The sequence below is a fragment of the Corynebacterium amycolatum SK46 genome (assembly GCF_000173655.1).
In the GTDB taxonomy this organism is placed as follows: Bacteria; Actinomycetota; Actinomycetes; order Mycobacteriales; family Mycobacteriaceae; genus Corynebacterium; species Corynebacterium amycolatum_A.
In genome coordinates this window covers 21,768-36,274 of record NZ_ABZU01000013.1, presented here as the reverse complement: position 1 = coordinate 36,274, position 14,507 = coordinate 21,768, and the positions used below count along the sequence as shown (strand labels likewise).

Here is a 14,507-nt window from a genome sequence, read left to right as displayed (position 1 = left end):
AAGAGTTTTCGAGTGAAACTTCGAGTGAAAAGCTGTGGGAGAAAGCGAGATAGAGCAGATGAGTGAAACCGTGAGTACTGAGCCAAGTGACGTCAACCTCGCTGAGATGGAGCGTCTTATCAACGACGACGGCCAGGTCCGAAATGCGTTCGTTGTCCTCGTGGGCGACCATTTCGAGAACCCGGATGGTGCGGCTTCGCTCATGGTTGAGCTGTTGGAAGAAGACGGCTACTCGGTCGATGCCGTGGTCAGCACGGGTGCAGTGAAGCGTGAGATTCGGAAGGCTCTAGATACCGCTGTTGTCGGTGGCGCAGATTTGGTCGTCACGGTGGGCGGTGTTGGCGTTGGTCCTCGTGCGAAGACTCCGGATGCCACTCGCAAGGTTCTCGATGTGCGGCTGCAGGGCATCGAGCAGGCTATTCGTAACTCCGGTATGGGAGCTGGCGCCTTGGATGCGGGGCTGTCCCGCGGTTTGGCCGGAGTGTCCGGGCAGACAGTGATTATCAATCTCGCGGAGTCTCGCGCTGCGGTGCGCGATGGCATGGCGACAATTCTCCCGCTGGTCTCTCATGTGCTTGATGATCTCTGCCGCTGGAGCGTCTAGGAATGGGCGACGCTAAGCAGCCCAATCAGACCGAGCAAGCCACGTCGCGCAGTGGCAGCCGTAGGCAGCGTCGCCGCGCAGGTGCACCGGCGAAAAACTTTGTCCAGTCACGCAGTGCGAAAACTGCGCGCACAGTGCACTACCACGATGAATCCCCGGAGGATGCTCGTGATTTTGATGCGGACTACTGGACAAAACAGCGCCCACCCCATTGGGGATGAGCGCTGTGTAAAAGCGTTAGTTAGCTTCTTATCGGAAGCCCACAACTAGCAGCTAGAGGCTAGTTCAGCTCCGTCTTCGGCTTACCGTTCTGCTCTGCCAGCAGGTCACGAATCTCAGTCAGCAGGTCAGCCTCAGTGACCTCCGGCTCAGCGGAGGTCTCCAAGCGAGCCTCACGAATCTCGTTGAACTTGTTCATCGGAGCAACGATGACGAAGTAGACAACGGCAGCGACCAGCAGGAAGTTGATTGCTGCAGTGATGACGGCTGCGAAGTCAAGGTAGGTCGACGGATTGCCGCTGATGATTTCGAAGCCAAGACCCTTGACCTCAGCGCCACCGATGGTGTTCAGCAGCGGCTCGAGCAGGCTGTCAGTGAAAGCGGTCACGATTGCTGTGAATGCAGAACCGATGACGACACCGACCGCCAGGTCGATGACGTTGCCGCGCATGATGAAGTCTTTAAAGCCCTTAAGCATAGGAGATTTCCTTCTGTAGAAAATGGACCAAATCAAACGAGACCTGTGAGTCATCGCATTCCTCAATACAGGTCTATACGATTTGAAAACGGGGCAGTGCGGTGTTGGGCAGTGCCCTAATCGTAGTTTTGAGTTGCGACACCATTGTAGCCATGTACGACGTTATAGGACAAGTCAACTTCTTAGAGTTTCCCCTGGTTAAAGGCGTGAAATTCGATAAAGTATGAGATTTTGGTCACTCTCCCGCGAGGAGCAGTGTGAGTGGGGAGGCCAATGAGGTCGCTGCCACCACCTCTGCGGCGCCAGCAGGCAGTGCGACTAACACCACCTCATCATCGACAATGTTTACCACCCTTGCTCCGTGTGCAATCGGCGCCGCCATCCCGCGCTCATCTGCTGTCGATACAATATCCACGCTGTCACCAGTGTGAAGAGCGGACACAATGCCCGAATCAGTCAACGTGATAGCAATAATCTTGCTTTCCGACGTCCCCGTCAGCGACTTCGCAAGTGACGGGCCAACCATTCGCTGCTCTGTAAATATCTCGCCCGGTGACATGCCGGTGGCCAGGGTGCGTCCCCGCACAGCAGCGATGTCCGTTACAGCCCCGCCGGGAACGAGATCCCGAGGAATGTCCTTGAAAGCCACATCTTGTTCTGCCACCGATGCGCCAGCGGCAATGGATTTGGCGCTAATCACTACCCGAGTATGGCCGCTGCGGGGCGTTAAAGATTCCACTGCCGCCAGGCCGACTGCGCATAGGAAAACAGTGAGGGCAACTATCCGCCGAATAGTTGTGGGGCGGAGCTTTGGGAATGGATGCGGAAACCGGGACGAATGTTTTGGGCTCATATTAAGTTAGGCGCGAAAACCCCGAAATTGGTTCCACTAAATCTGTGAAATCCTCGCTGGCGTGATCACATAATCGGCGGGAACGTCGTGCTCATCGTAGGCGAGCTCTGTGCGCAACTCGGTGTCGAAAACCGCAACAGCGATGGCCGCGGCTCTCACCCCATCCGTATCACCGTCGCGTCGAGCGAAAACCAAGCTGCGATCGTAGTAACCAGCGCCACGCCCTAACCGCATCCCGCTTGCGGGGTCGGCCGCAACTGCCGGCAGAATAATGGCGTCGGCGGCACCTAACTCCTCCGGGCCGGCGGCGCTTTCCACCGAAACAGGTTCCAAGAGTCCAAATCGACCCTTGCTGAAGCTGCCGTTGTAGTAACCCCAATGCAGCGGCTGTGGTGGACCGGGCGGGCAAACGGGAAGCAGAATTCGTGCACTGGGAACCGCGTTGGCCAGAGCCTCCACAAAGCCCTGGCCGGGCTCACCACCAGTCGAATTAGAAACGCTTGCGCCGGGTTCGTCGCCAGCGGGGACATAAGCGGCAATGACGGGGTTTGCGAGGTCGCCGACGGTATTGGATAACCATTCTTGCAACCGCTGTACCAGTGCTTCGTCGTCAAGCATGCGCTCACGCTGCCCCTTGGTGGCGCGTGCGGTGAGTACCTCGTGCCGTGTGCGGGTTTTGAAATCGGACGTGGTTTCGGGAAGCGGAGCCATACCTGCAAACCTACTCTGTCAGTCAGGGGAGCAACCGCTGTCGTCAGCGCTGGAGAAAATTTCTGATTAATGCGTTGAAAAAGCGGGGTCAGCCTCCAAGCAAATGGAAGTTATATAGGTATCGTTGCCATTATGGTCTCATCGTCTAAAGAGTCTGGTTCGGACATGACTACTCCGGTTCGAACTGTCATCGTTCCTGCCGCGGGCATGGGTACGCGATTCTTGCCTGCCACCAAGACAGTGCCGAAAGAATTGCTGCCCGTGGTTGATACGCCGGGCATCGAGATGATCGCCGAAGAGGCCGCCGCCACTGGTGCGCAACGCCTGGCTATTGTCACAGCGCCGAGTAAGGACGGCGTGCTTGGGCACTTCGACCCGCGCCCGGACCTTGAGCAGACTCTCGCCGAGCGTGGCAAGGACAAAATTGCAGCGAAGGTACGCCGCGCCACCGAGGTCATCCGCGTGGAATCCGTTGTCCAGGATCGCCCGCTGGGCCTGGGGCATGCGGTGTTGGTCGCAGAGCCACTGCTCGAAGACGATGAGGACAGCGTTGCTGTCATGCTTCCCGACGATCTCGTGCTCCCAGTGGGCGTGATGGATCGCATGACGGAAGTGCGCGAGCGCTTTGGTGGCTCGGTGCTGTGTGCGCTGGAGATTCCTCACGAAGAGGTCTACAACTACGGTGTCTTCGATATTGAGGACGCCACCCCGGCGGAGTCTGGTGAACTCGGTGCGGATGCGGCCGACGCTGATGCCTGGGACGATGTGAAGCGAGTCAAGGGCATGGTGGAAAAGCCAGACCCTGCGGATGCTCCATCCAACTTCGTTGCAGTCGGACGTTACTTGCTCGATCGCGCCATCTTCGATGCGCTGCGCCGCATCTCGCGCGGTAAGGGCGGCGAGTACCAGCTCACCGATGCAATTGAGCTGCTGATTCAAGAGGGGCATCCGGTTCATGTGGTCGTCCACAAGGGGTTCCGCCATGACCTGGGAAATCCTGGTGGCTTCATTCGTGCTTGCGTAGACTTTGGACTCAGGCATCCGGACTACGGCGAGGGGCTGCGCGACTACATGCAGCAGCGTCTGGCGCAGGATGAACAGGCTTAAAGCCTTTTTATAGAGGCTTGTACTGAGAAGCTGAATAGCCATAAAGCGCACCGCGGGTTGGTGCCGAGGAAGGTAAAACATGCGTTCTGTGGAAGAACAGTTGGCGGCAATCACCGCACACGCTGTGATGCCTGATCCTGTGCGCGTTGCTATTTCGGAATCCCTCGGCATGTTGTGCGCTGAGGACGTCATCGCTGAGCAGCCATTGCCCGGATTCGTGCAGTCAGCAATCGATGGTTATGCAGTGCGCGCTGTCGATATCGTCGGCGAATCTGGGTCTTTACCTCCGGATGCGCGTCAGAGTGATGTTGATTTTCGCGAGGTCGAGCTGCCTGTTGTCGGTGAGGTGACAGCCGGCTCTCACCACCCGATGCGGCTACAGCCGAAGCAGGCCGTGCGCGTACAAACTGGTGCGCCATTGCCGTCGCTTGCCGACGCCGTCGTGCCCCTAAACTGGACCGACCGCGGTGGCCGTCGAGTTAATGTTCTCCATCCGGTCTACTCCGGTGACTTTGTGCGCAAAGTCGGTGACGATGTGCAGCCGGGTGACGTGGCGGTGTCCTTGGACTCGGTAATTTCACCGTCACAGGTTGGATTGCTGGCAGCGGTGGGGCGTTCGAAGGTCTTGGTGCACCCCAAGCCGCGTATGTCCGTGATTTCCATTGGTAATGAGTTGGTCGATGTTGACCGCACGCCGGGCCTCGGTCAGGTCTACGATGTCAACTCCTATGCGCTGGCTGCAGCCGGCCGCGATGCTGGGGCCGAGGTACACCGAGTGGGTATTGCCACCGGTGAGCCCCGTCGTATTCGAGAAATCATCGAAGGCCAGCTCATTCGCAGTGAGCTTTTGGTCATCACGGGGGCTGTCGGCGGTGCTGCGGGTGAGCAGATTCGCCGTGTGCTGGCTGAATTGGGCGAGGTTGATGTCTCCCGCATCGCTATGCATCCTGGTTCAGTCCAGGGCTTTGGTCTGCTGGGAGATGACAAGATTCCAACGTTCCTCCTGCCGTCGAACCCGGTCGGCGCATTGGTCGTTTTTGAGGTCATGGTTCGTCCCCTCATTCGGCTGGCGTTGGGGAAGCGCAATCCCCGCCGCCGCGCTGTCACCGCTCGTGCTGTCGGCCCGATTGAGTCGGCGGAGAAGCGCCGTGGGTACATCCGTGGCCAGCTCATGCGTGACCGTGAGACCGGCGAATACATGGTGCAGCCGCTGGGAGGTTCCGGCGGTGCGCAAGCCCACCTTCTGGCCGGTATGTCGGAAGCCAACAGCCTCATCGTGATTCCGGAAGACGTGCTGCACGTGCGTCCGGGAGATGTAGTTGACGTGCTGTTCATGGCGCGCCAGGCCTGACCACACTCCACTACCGCGAGTATTGTTGCTGTGCGTACTTCTCGTCTTGTGACCAGTGGCGGCCGAGTCCGCCTGCGTGTGCCAGAGCGCTCTGATGCCTCCGCATGGCGGGCACTGCGGCTGCGCGACGAGCCCATTTTGCGCCCCGTGGAGCCAACCCTCGAGGACGACTGGGATAATGTCCACAGGGCTTCTGTTTTCCGCCGTAACCTGCGCAGTTGGCGTCGTTCAGAGGCTGCGGGAGACATGATTGTCTCCACCATTGAGGTAGACGGCCAGTTCGCCGGGATGCTCACACTCGGCGGTATTACGCCTTTCCCCGTCGCTCACGCCTGGATTGGCTACTGGGTCGGTAGCGGCTTTACATGTGGAGGGGTCGCCACTGCTGCAGTGGCGTTGGCGTCGGATTATGCCACGAGAGTTGGCGTCCACCGAATTGAAGCAACTGTGTTGGACAGCAATGTTCCGTCGATACGTGTGCTGGAAAACTGTGGGTTCGAGTACGAGGGCGTGGCGCGGGAAGCCTTCCATATGGATGGCGCGTGGCGCGATCATCTGACCTATGCACGGGTGGGGGAGGACAGTGCAGTGGACCTCATCGTGGCGAGTGGTCGTGCGCAATATGAAGAGGCGGAGAAATACCCACCGCAACGGCGCGCCTGAGTAGTCTGAGTAACACACGCCGATAGGGTGATGACAACTCTACTATTGGGCGAATTCGCTCTAGATACGCTGACTGCCTTCGCAAATGCCTCTGTGGAAGGGCATGTGGGCGGCGTATTTGGGCCGGGGAGAGACGGCGAAACCCCGGGCGAAATCGCAAGGAGACACAAAATATGTCAACTTCACTGTTGCTGATACTCATCGTTGTACTGTGGTTGTTTGTGCTGGCCCCGCTGGTGGTCAATACGCGCAAGCCGATCCGTCGTACCTCCGATGCGCTTGGTAAGACCCGCGTGCTGCATCGTGGTGGCGAGGAGTTGGCCACGACGCGCCGTCGTCCGTCTTTCAAGGAGTCGGACGTGCGCGTAGCCGAAGAAGTCGACGATTCTCTCGAAACCGTTGACGCGCAGGTCGACGATGACTTCGATGTCAGCGACGTGCTTATCGACGACACCGTGGACGAGGCGGCCGACCCGGCCGTCGTCGACGGCGATATCGTCTACGAGCTGGAAGCGGCAGATGTAGAGGAGGAGACCCCGCAGGCGGATAATTCCGCTACCGAGGAAGTCACTGCTGAGTATTCTGACCGCTCTGACGTGGACGTGTCCGATAATGAGTCTGCAGACCAGTCGCTGCAGGCTGTCGTTGATGACGAGGATGCTGAATCTGACTCCGCCGTCGCCTCCGCCGAAGGTGACGTGGTTCGTGCAGATGAGTCCTCCTCCGATGTGAGCGTTGACGTTCGCCGTCAATTCGTCGACGCCGATGACTTGATGTTCGAAGATGCCGTTGAATCTGACGCTGAGGCTCTCTCTGAGACTGAAGAGGCAGCAGACACTGTAGACGAGCAGGCAGTACTCGACGAGACCGTCGAGGACGACAGCGACCACAGTGCCGAGTCCAACGATGAGTCAATCGCTGTCGATGACACCTTGACCGAAGATGATTACGCGTTCGCTGAGAAGCGCCGTGGTCGTGGTGGGTTCGATCCGGTTTCGGATGCCCAGTACGCTGAGACTCGCTTTGCCCGTCGCCGCCGTTCTGTTGCTGGGCTGGCAGCGTTCATCGCAGTCACGATTATCATCGCTGCTTTCGCGGGTGGTTGGACCTGGTGGATTCCACTGGTCGGTGTCGGCTTGATGACCCTGTACCTGGTCAACCTGCGCCACACCGTGCGTGCAGAGCAGGAACTGCGGGCTCGCCGAATTCGCCGGATGAAGATGGCCCGCCTCGGTGTGCGTAACCGCGAGGATGATGAGCTGGGAATTCCACAGCGACTGCGCCGTCCGGGCGCGGTAGTAGTCGAACTCGATGATGAGGATCCGGATTTCGCAGATCTGGCCTACACGGACTACCGCTTTGATGACGACGATTACGACGAAATGCCGCAGGCTCGCGTGAGCTAGTCCTGTGAGCTGAGCCGTAGAACAACCTTAAAGTTGTCTGAGCACGTCAGCGCGATTTTTTGTTAGAAACTCGGCCTGTTACGATGTCACTACCTAAGACATGACACACCGGGTGTGTTTGGCGGAAGGCTTCTCCCGAGGGGTTGGGAGAAGCCTTTTTGCATGTTCAAGCCGCTGGCCTCTCGCTGCCGCAGTGCTACCGTGTTTTGACCGTGCCGTCGGGTAGCATGTCCCCCATGGATCGACCGGTAATGCGCGATATCGCGCTCGTGATTCTCCGCCTTATACTCGGAATTATCTTCATCTGCCACGGCTGGGACAAGATTTTTATCACCGGTGTTGACAAGACGACCGGTTACTTTGTCGCCGCGAATATCCCGCAGGCGCACTTGACGGTCTGGGTTGTCGCTCTAGTAGAACTGGTCGGAGGCGCGTTGCTGATTCTGGGACTCTTGGCCCCGACGGTGGCGATGGTCTTCATCATTGAGATGATAGGTGCCTGGTGGTCGATGCACTTGGGCAATGGCCTGTTTATCCGCGATAACGGTGCGGAGCTTGTGATGTCACTCATCGGTGGTCTGGTGATGATTCTCGTATTCGGCGCCGGCCGTTTCAGTTTGGACAGGCAGTTCATCAGGTAAGACCTCATTAGGTACAACCCCCTTAAGAGTTAAAGGCGGTGGAGATTCCCCGTGGAGTGCGAGGAAATTCGCGCAGCATTGTCAGCTCGCCTCGATGGCGAGCAGGCAAGCATTGCCGATGAAGTCATCGATGCCCATCTTGGGGCCTGCGAGGAGTGTCGAGCTTGGTATGAGCGAGCGGTGCGGCTAAACCGCGCCCTTACGGTTGGGCCTGCCGATGGCATGCCGGAGTTTTCCACGGATGATCTCTCGGAGCGCATTTTGGTCTCCATAGAACCGGAGCGCCGCCGGCGTGAGCGCGCATGGCTGCTCATGTCCGGTACCGCCCGCGGGGTGCTCATTGCGCTGGGCCTTTGCTGGGCTGTCTGGGGGATTGCGACGCTGGTCGACGCCTCCGGCATGATGACGCTCGGACTTTCCTCGACGCAGCCGCAGGAAGGTGCAGGAATCGCAACAAGCACGGGAGCGCCTATCGACGGTTCCACTGCCACCGTTGACCCAATGGAGCTCGGAGCACGCCTTGCCATCCAACTCGCGGCAATTCGGCTCGCATTGGCAGTGGGATTGTTCTGGGCTGCTTGGCGGCCACGCGCTGCCATGGGCATGGCGCCGGTCTACGGTGCCGTCGCCACGTTCAGCATCGGTTTTGGTATTCGTGACATTCTCATCGGCGCCCAGGGAGCATCAGAGATTGCAGGCCTGGCCTTGATGTTTGTCTCCGCTTTGACGCTGGCCGTAGTGTGGCTGGGCGGTTATACGCCGACGGCAATCGCACAGGCATGGCGGGCCGCCTCCGGGTTGCCGGTCACTGGCGTGCCACCACAGCGGGACTAGCTCCAGGACGGCAACCAGAACCGCCAATCAAAGTGGTTGAGAGGCAGCGGGTAGCCGGTCAAAATCGGCAGCCAGAACACAAACGCGGCCACCACTAGTGCGGCGTGCGTGCCAACGATTACCAACCCCACCGGCTTATCGCGAGGCCGCCAGTGTGAGAGATCGTCGGCAAGCAGAGCAAAGGCGATGAGTACGAATGGAATCAGCGCGGTGGCGTAGAAGAAGTACATCTGACGGTCGTAGCCAATGACCCACGGCAGCCAGGAGGCGAGGAACCCGATGACTGGCAGCGCGTAGCGGCCGTCGCGGCGGCCGAGCCAGCGCCATGTGGCCCACAGGACCACGGGGACCAGCAACCACCAGATGGGCGGGGTGCCAAAGAGCATCATCCAGCCCTTGCACTCCTGGCCACCACTGCAGGTGGTTTCGGTGGAGTAGTAGAGCATTGGCCGCCAGCTGACCAGCCACTCCCAGGGCTTGGATTCCCAAGGGTGTTTGTGGCCATTAGAGGTGGTCAGCTCGGCGTGGAACTTCAGCACGCTGTTTTGGTAGTGCAGGTAGTTCTGCACGGCCTCGGGAAGCCAGCCGGTGCCGGGGAGCCCTGTATCGCGCTCTTCGGGCGAGACATGGCGATAGACCGACGTTTCTTCGGCGAACCAGGAACGCCAACTTAAGAAGTAAACGCCCAGCGGGACCACAACTAGATCACGCAACGCCGGGGCGGTATCGCGGGCGAGTGCGCCGAGCACGGGTTTGTCCGCACCGGCATTCTTGCGTGACACCAGATCCGTGAAGACGGACCACAGACCGAATGCGGCAATGTAGTACAGACCAGACCACTTCACCCCGGTGGCAAGCCCCAGCATGATGCCGGCGAGCAGTCGCCACCAGCGATAGCTGAGATAGGGGCCGAAACTACCTAGTTCCGTGGCGGATTCCAGGCGCTTGCGGGCATCGGCCTGGTCAATGAGAAGTGCCCACGCGGCCGCGATGATGAAGAAGGTCTGAATCATGTCCAGCATGCCGACCCGGGAGGAGACAAACAGCACTCCGTCGGCAAGCGCGTAGAGACCAGCGATACCCACTGCCAACCGCGAGCCGCGAGAGATGCGTCGGACGATGTCCATGAGCAGCAGGATGACCAGCGTGCCACACACCGCCGACATAAACCGCCAGCCCATTGGCGAGTAACCGAAGATCCACTCACCCAAGGCGATGACCTGCTTGGCCACTGGCGGATGCACAATCAGACCGTAGCCAGGATTGTCCTCAATGCCAGACGAGATGGGGTCGCGCGTGGACTCCAGAATCTGCCATGCTTGCGGCACATAGTGCTTTTCATCGAAGAGCGGGGTGCCATTGTCGGTCTTGGCAGCAAGCCCGATGAAACGCGTTAGCGCTGCGATGATTCCGAGAACCACAAAAGTGGCGGTATCCCATTTATCCCACCGCCGCAGTGGCGGCAGCGGGGGAACCGGGGGAATCGGGCGCAGGAAACGCTTTTTCGCGCGGCGCTCGGTTTCCGGTGGTGGGGTTAAAGCGGCATCGGTCACGAATGTCAGTTTAAGCTATGGAATCATGACGCATTCGGCATCGAACTTCCAACCGCACGAGAACGAGCCCCTTAGCGAGGCTACGACGCTGGCTCCCGGCATCACTCTGGTGGCAACGCCGCTGGGCAATATCGCCGATGCCTCCGACCGCTTGCGCGGTGCGCTTATCGACGCCGATATCATCGCCGCGGAAGACACCCGGCGGGCGCGCAACCTAGCCACAGCGCTGGGCATTTCCCCCAAGGGGAAGTTTATTTCGAACTTCGACCACAACGAAGATAGCCGCACTGAGTCGCTGATTCAGGCGGCGAAGGCGGGACAGAAAGTCATTGTGGTGACCGATGCTGGGATGCCGGTGGTGTCAGATCCTGGCCTGGCTGTGGTGGCGGCTGCTCACGACGCGGGCGTGCCGGTGTCCTGTGTACCGGGACCGAGCGCGGTGACTACCGCATTGGCTCTCAGCGGTTTGGGTGTCGGCCACTTCTGCTTCGATGGTTTTGCACCTCGTAAACAGGGGGCGCGCCGGGCCTGGTTGGAATCACTGAAGACAGAGAAGCGGGCCTGTTGTTTCTTTGAGTCGCCACATCGATTGGCTGTCACGTTGGCGGATGCCGCGGAGATTTTGGGTGAGGAGCGGCGCGCGTCGGTAAGCCGTGAGTTGACCAAGAGGTTTGAAGAGACTCGCCGTGCGACGTTGGGAGAGTTGGCTGCGTGGGCGGAGGAAGGTGTCCGCGGCGAAATTACGGTGGTGATTGAGGGCGCGGGGCAGCAGGCAACGGAGGTATCCACGGAGGACTTGGTTGACCGCGTGGAGGACCTCGTGGCTGATGGTATGCGGCTGAAGGATGCCGCGAAGCAGATTGCGGCGGAGGCTGGAATGACAAAGCACCGTGATCTCTATCAGGCGGTTTTGGCTGCTCGCGAGGAAAATCGTTAGGCGATTGTTACTTTGTGCCAGAAAACGTCCCAGTACACGGCAGTGAACAGGGTAAACGCCATTATTGGCAGTTTTTGCAATCTGGGAAAAAATGAAGAAAACCTGAGAAAACCCGCATTCTAAGTTGAAATCCCAGGTCAATAGTGGACATGGTGGAGGAATGACGAATCCACCAGAACATGAAATACAACAAGACGTAGGGGAACCTGTCGCTGGTGAGGCCAGCATCGCTGACTTCAAGGCTCCCCTAAACCTAGGGGTGACCATCCCGGCCGTTATCGCAATTCTGGCAATTGTCATCTGGGGCTTGGTGTGGCCAGATAGTTTCTCCACGTTTGCATCTAGTTCTCTGAACTGGGTCGTGGAGAACATTGGTTGGCTGTTCATCTTGGCCAGTACCATTTTTGTTTTCTTCATCGTGTCCGTTGCGATTTCCAAGTTCGGTCACATTCGCTTGGGCAAAGACACCGAGAAGCCAGAGTTTTCCACTCCGAGCTGGATTGCCATGATGTTTGCCGCCGGTATGGGCATCGGTCTGATGTTCTATGGTGTCGCTGAGCCACTGACTTTCTATCGCGAAGGCGTGCCTGGTCACGAGCCAAAGGAAGTCGGCACCGCTATGGCCTCGACGATGTTCCACTGGACTCTGCACCCCTGGTCGCTCTACGCCATCGTCGGCCTCGCCATTGCTTACTCGACCTACCGTCTTGGTCGTAAGCAGCTGATTTCCGCGGCGTTCATCCCGCTCATTGGCGCACGTCGCGCGGAGGGATGGTTGGGCAAGCTTATCGACGCACTTGCGATTTTCGCCACAGTCTTTGGCACAGCAGCCTCCCTCGGTGTAGGCGTGTTGCAGATTTCTGCTGGTTTGGAGATCAACGGTTTCACCGCCATCAAGGGCACAAGTTTGTGGATTGGTCTTATCCTCATTCTGGGCTGCGCCTTCTTGGCCTCCGCACTCTCGGGTGTTGGCAAGGGTATTCAGTACATCTCCAACTTCAACATGATTGCCGCAGCTCTACTGGCACTGTTGGTGCTAATCCTCGGTCCGACCGTGGTGATTCTGAACCTGATTCCGACCTCCATCGGCAGCTACTTGGATTCCTTCTTCGAGATGGCCGCCCGCTCTAGTGCCTCCGCTGATGGCACGGCAGGTGAGTGGCTATCGACTTGGACGATTTTCTACTGGGCTTGGTGGATTTCCTGGTCGCCGTTTGTCGGTATGTTCATCGCGCGCATTTCCCGTGGGCGTACTATCCGTGAGTTCGTCTTCACCGTCGTCGCAGTGCCGTCAATCGTCTCTGCCGTCTGGTTTTCTATCTTCGGCGGCAGCGCCATTACTCACGAGCAGCAGCATTCCTCCATCTACGGTGACGGTTCGGCTGAGAGCCAGTTGTTTAACCTGCTGGATTCCATGCCAGGTGGCGCAATTACTTCAGTAATCGCAATGATTTTGCTGGCTACCTTTTTTATTACTTCCGCAGACTCCGCATCGACGGTGATGGGCACGATGAGCCAGTTCGGTCGACTCACCGCTTCCCGCAGTGTCACCGCCATGTGGGGTATCTTCACCGCGCTAATCGCCATTGTCCTGCTGGTCACTGGCGGCAGCGATGCCCTGTCGAACCTGCAGAATCTAACCATTTTGGCGGCGAGCCCGTTCGTCATTGTTATTTTGGCGCTGATGGTGGCGCTGGTTAAGGGGCTTTCCGACGATCCGATGTACCTCGATGACAAGGAACAGCGCCAGTTTGCTCTGCGCATGGCTCGCGAGCGCCGCTTGGTGGAAGCAGCTGAACAGCGCGAGCGCCGTCGTGCTCGTAAACTACGCAACTAGCTCTCTAGCAGCAGCGGTGCGGCCTTGGCCTCAATCTCGGCCCATTCGCCCTCGGGCGTAGACTCGATGGTGATGCCACCGCCGATGCCAGCTTCGACCCGAACTCTCCCCGAGTTCGGGTCTTTTGCGTACTCAGCGGTACGAATGGCGACATTGAGCTCAAGCGCATCCCCGTGAGCCGCACCAATCGCGCCACAGTGAGCACCACGGGGCTCGGGCTCCCACTCGCGCAAAAGCTCAATTGCTCGCAGCTTCGGTGTACCGGTGACTGAGGCCGGTGGGAAGCAGGCTTCGATCAGCTCAGCGTGGCTGAGCTGATCGGGAAGTTCCGCAGCGACCGTGGAAAAGAGGTGCCACACGCCCGGTGCCGGGCGCACACTGAGCAGATCCGTGACCTTCACAGTGCCAGTCTTGGCCACCTGGCCGAGGTCGTGGCGCACCAGGTCGACAATCATGATGTTCTCGGCGACATCCTTGTCGCTGCGCAATAGCTCATCCGGGGAGCGGTCGGCGGGAATCGTGCCCTTGATAGGTGTTTCCGTCACGGTTGTGCCCGAGCGGATGAGGAACTCCTCCGGACTCAGTGAGGCCAGAATCGGAATTCCCGCATCGAGGTTGCCGGGCAAGAATGCTGCTCGAGCCGGTTGATACCGCGCCACGCGGGAGGAAAACCACGCGCCGGCGTGGGCTAGTGCAGCGTTGTCCGCATCGACGTCCGTGTCCGATCCCGCATTCAGCTCCGCGTGAAAGCGTGTAGAGATGCAGGTTTGGTACACCTCGCCCGCGGCAATTGCCTCTTTGCAGCTTTCTACAGCGCGCTGGTGACGGACGCGGTCGCCCTGATCCCACTCCAGTGGCGTGGCCGCGGGGAGCGCGTCGGCACGCGTGTTTTCGCGCGAGTAAGTGATGGCCTCCTGAAGGGCTTGGAAATCCGGATTTAAGGGGTCGCCGGCGCCGGTGCCGGGGCCGTCGAAATGCCACGTGCCGTCGTCGGCAAGCAATGCGACGCAGGCAGCGATTCCATGCGCGCTGGTTCCGGAGTAGGGGCGGAACCCAAAAATCCACGCATCGTGGTCGGGGCTGGTGAAAAGCGCTGCCGAATCGCAGGCGGTGAGCTCGACGTTGGCGGCGAGAACCGCGCGATAGCCGAACCAGGAGCCGATGAGTGCGGCGGGGCGATGACCGGCAGCGATAAGACGGGCTAGCGCAGTGGTCGCGCGCGAAGTGAAGTCAGCAGCCGAGTCGGAGGAGGTGGACCGAGTGGACATAGGACATAAGCGTAGTGACCGCGCAAGCGCGCGATGACGCTAGGG

14 protein-coding genes are annotated in these 14,507 nt (G+C 59.2%); 9 read left to right on the top strand and 5 right to left on the bottom strand.

The genetic code is table 11. The features are described from left to right. Positions 1-34 precede the first annotated feature (34 nt). Complete coding sequence (locus CORAM0001_RS08520; RefSeq protein ID WP_005511427.1) at positions 35-604, top strand: MogA/MoaB family molybdenum cofactor biosynthesis protein; 570 nt, start codon at positions 35-37, stop codon at positions 602-604. Positions 605-884: 280 nt separating this feature from the next. Here the strand turns inward: CORAM0001_RS08520 and mscL are convergent, their stop codons facing one another. From mscL to CORAM0001_RS08500, 3 genes are all read right to left on the bottom strand, one after another. Continuing rightward, on the bottom strand, positions 885-1,301 hold the full coding sequence (gene mscL, locus CORAM0001_RS08510) for a large-conductance mechanosensitive channel protein MscL (RefSeq protein WP_005511392.1): 417 nt from the start codon (positions 1,299-1,301) through the stop codon (positions 885-887). A 235-nt stretch (positions 1,302-1,536) separates the two neighbouring features. Beyond that, the gene (locus CORAM0001_RS08505; protein ID WP_244262041.1) at positions 1,537-2,001 is read right to left on the bottom strand and encodes an SAF domain-containing protein; all 465 of its coding nucleotides are present in this window, start codon (positions 1,999-2,001) and stop codon (positions 1,537-1,539) included. A 189-nt stretch (positions 2,002-2,190) separates the two neighbouring features. Further along, complete coding sequence (locus CORAM0001_RS08500) at positions 2,191-2,865, bottom strand: 5-formyltetrahydrofolate cyclo-ligase (RefSeq protein ID WP_005511443.1); 675 nt, start codon at positions 2,863-2,865, stop codon at positions 2,191-2,193. Positions 2,866-2,997: 132 nt separating this feature from the next. On the opposite strand from CORAM0001_RS08500, the gene CORAM0001_RS08495 reads away from it, so the two are divergent. The 6 genes from CORAM0001_RS08495 to CORAM0001_RS08470 all read left to right on the top strand — a co-directional run bounded on the left by CORAM0001_RS08495 (position 2,998) and on the right by CORAM0001_RS08470 (position 8,867). Then, positions 2,998-3,972, top strand: a complete 975-nt coding sequence (locus CORAM0001_RS08495) for a UTP--glucose-1-phosphate uridylyltransferase (RefSeq protein WP_005511393.1) — start codon at positions 2,998-3,000, stop codon at positions 3,970-3,972. Between the two features lie 79 nt (positions 3,973-4,051). Next, positions 4,052-5,323 (top strand): molybdotransferase-like divisome protein Glp, encoded by a 1,272-nt coding sequence (glp, locus tag CORAM0001_RS08490; protein WP_005511382.1) that lies wholly within the window; start codon positions 4,052-4,054, stop codon positions 5,321-5,323. Between the two features lie 30 nt (positions 5,324-5,353). Continuing rightward, complete coding sequence (locus CORAM0001_RS08485; RefSeq protein WP_005511385.1) at positions 5,354-5,986, top strand: GNAT family N-acetyltransferase; 633 nt, start codon at positions 5,354-5,356, stop codon at positions 5,984-5,986. Between the two features lie 173 nt (positions 5,987-6,159). Then, a complete protein-coding gene (gene sepX, locus CORAM0001_RS08480; RefSeq protein ID WP_005511396.1) occupies positions 6,160-7,392 on the top strand; it encodes a divisome protein SepX/GlpR in 1,233 nt (410 codons plus the stop codon). 236 nt (positions 7,393-7,628) lie between these two features. Next, a complete protein-coding gene (locus CORAM0001_RS08475) occupies positions 7,629-8,033 on the top strand; it encodes a DoxX family protein (RefSeq protein ID WP_040361727.1) in 405 nt (134 codons plus the stop codon). A 51-nt stretch (positions 8,034-8,084) separates the two neighbouring features. Continuing rightward, on the top strand, positions 8,085-8,867 hold the full coding sequence (locus CORAM0001_RS08470) for a zf-HC2 domain-containing protein (RefSeq protein ID WP_005511391.1): 783 nt from the start codon (positions 8,085-8,087) through the stop codon (positions 8,865-8,867). On the opposite strand, the gene CORAM0001_RS08465 is transcribed toward CORAM0001_RS08470, so the two are convergent. Then, positions 8,864-10,360 carry a dolichyl-phosphate-mannose--protein mannosyltransferase gene (locus CORAM0001_RS08465; RefSeq protein WP_425265866.1) on the bottom strand — a complete coding sequence of 499 codons (1,497 nt, stop codon included), beginning with the start codon at positions 10,358-10,360 and terminating at the stop codon, positions 8,864-8,866. The two genes, CORAM0001_RS08470 and CORAM0001_RS08465, sit on opposite strands and share 4 nt — an antisense overlap. 85 nt (positions 10,361-10,445) lie before the next feature. Here CORAM0001_RS08465 and rsmI point away from each other — a divergent pair, with 85 nt between their 5' ends. Beyond that, on the top strand, positions 10,446-11,357 hold the full coding sequence (rsmI, locus tag CORAM0001_RS08460) for a 16S rRNA (cytidine(1402)-2'-O)-methyltransferase (RefSeq protein ID WP_005511420.1): 912 nt from the start codon (positions 10,446-10,448) through the stop codon (positions 11,355-11,357). Positions 11,358-11,517: 160 nt separating this feature from the next. Further along, positions 11,518-13,194: a BCCT family transporter gene (locus CORAM0001_RS08455; protein ID WP_040361716.1), complete on the top strand. Its 1,677-nt coding sequence runs from the start codon at positions 11,518-11,520 to the stop codon at positions 13,192-13,194. Here the strand turns inward: CORAM0001_RS08455 and CORAM0001_RS08450 are convergent. Beyond that, complete coding sequence (locus CORAM0001_RS08450; RefSeq protein WP_005511404.1) at positions 13,191-14,462, bottom strand: aminodeoxychorismate synthase component I; 1,272 nt, start codon at positions 14,460-14,462, stop codon at positions 13,191-13,193. The genes CORAM0001_RS08455 and CORAM0001_RS08450 overlap by 4 nt on opposite strands. Positions 14,463-14,507 lie beyond the last annotated feature (45 nt).

Excerpts from the sequence above, each read along its gene's own strand:
- mscL (WP_005511392.1), bottom strand. The coding sequence starts at position 1,301 with ATGCTTAAGGGCTTTAAAGACTTCATCATGCGCGGCAACGTCATCGAC.
- CORAM0001_RS08500 (WP_005511443.1), bottom strand. The coding sequence starts at position 2,865 with ATGGCTCCGCTTCCCGAAACCACGTCCGATTTCAAAACCCGCACACGG.
- CORAM0001_RS08495 (WP_005511393.1), top strand. The coding sequence starts at position 2,998 with ATGGTCTCATCGTCTAAAGAGTCTGGTTCGGACATGACTACTCCGGTT.
- glp (WP_005511382.1), top strand. The coding sequence starts at position 4,052 with ATGCGTTCTGTGGAAGAACAGTTGGCGGCAATCACCGCACACGCTGTG.
- sepX (WP_005511396.1), top strand. The coding sequence starts at position 6,160 with ATGTCAACTTCACTGTTGCTGATACTCATCGTTGTACTGTGGTTGTTT.
- CORAM0001_RS08475 (WP_040361727.1), top strand. The coding sequence starts at position 7,629 with ATGGATCGACCGGTAATGCGCGATATCGCGCTCGTGATTCTCCGCCTT.
- rsmI (WP_005511420.1), top strand. The coding sequence starts at position 10,446 with ATGACGCATTCGGCATCGAACTTCCAACCGCACGAGAACGAGCCCCTT.
- CORAM0001_RS08455 (WP_040361716.1), top strand. The coding sequence starts at position 11,518 with ATGACGAATCCACCAGAACATGAAATACAACAAGACGTAGGGGAACCT.
- CORAM0001_RS08450 (WP_005511404.1), bottom strand. The coding sequence starts at position 14,462 with ATGTCCACTCGGTCCACCTCCTCCGACTCGGCTGCTGACTTCACTTCG.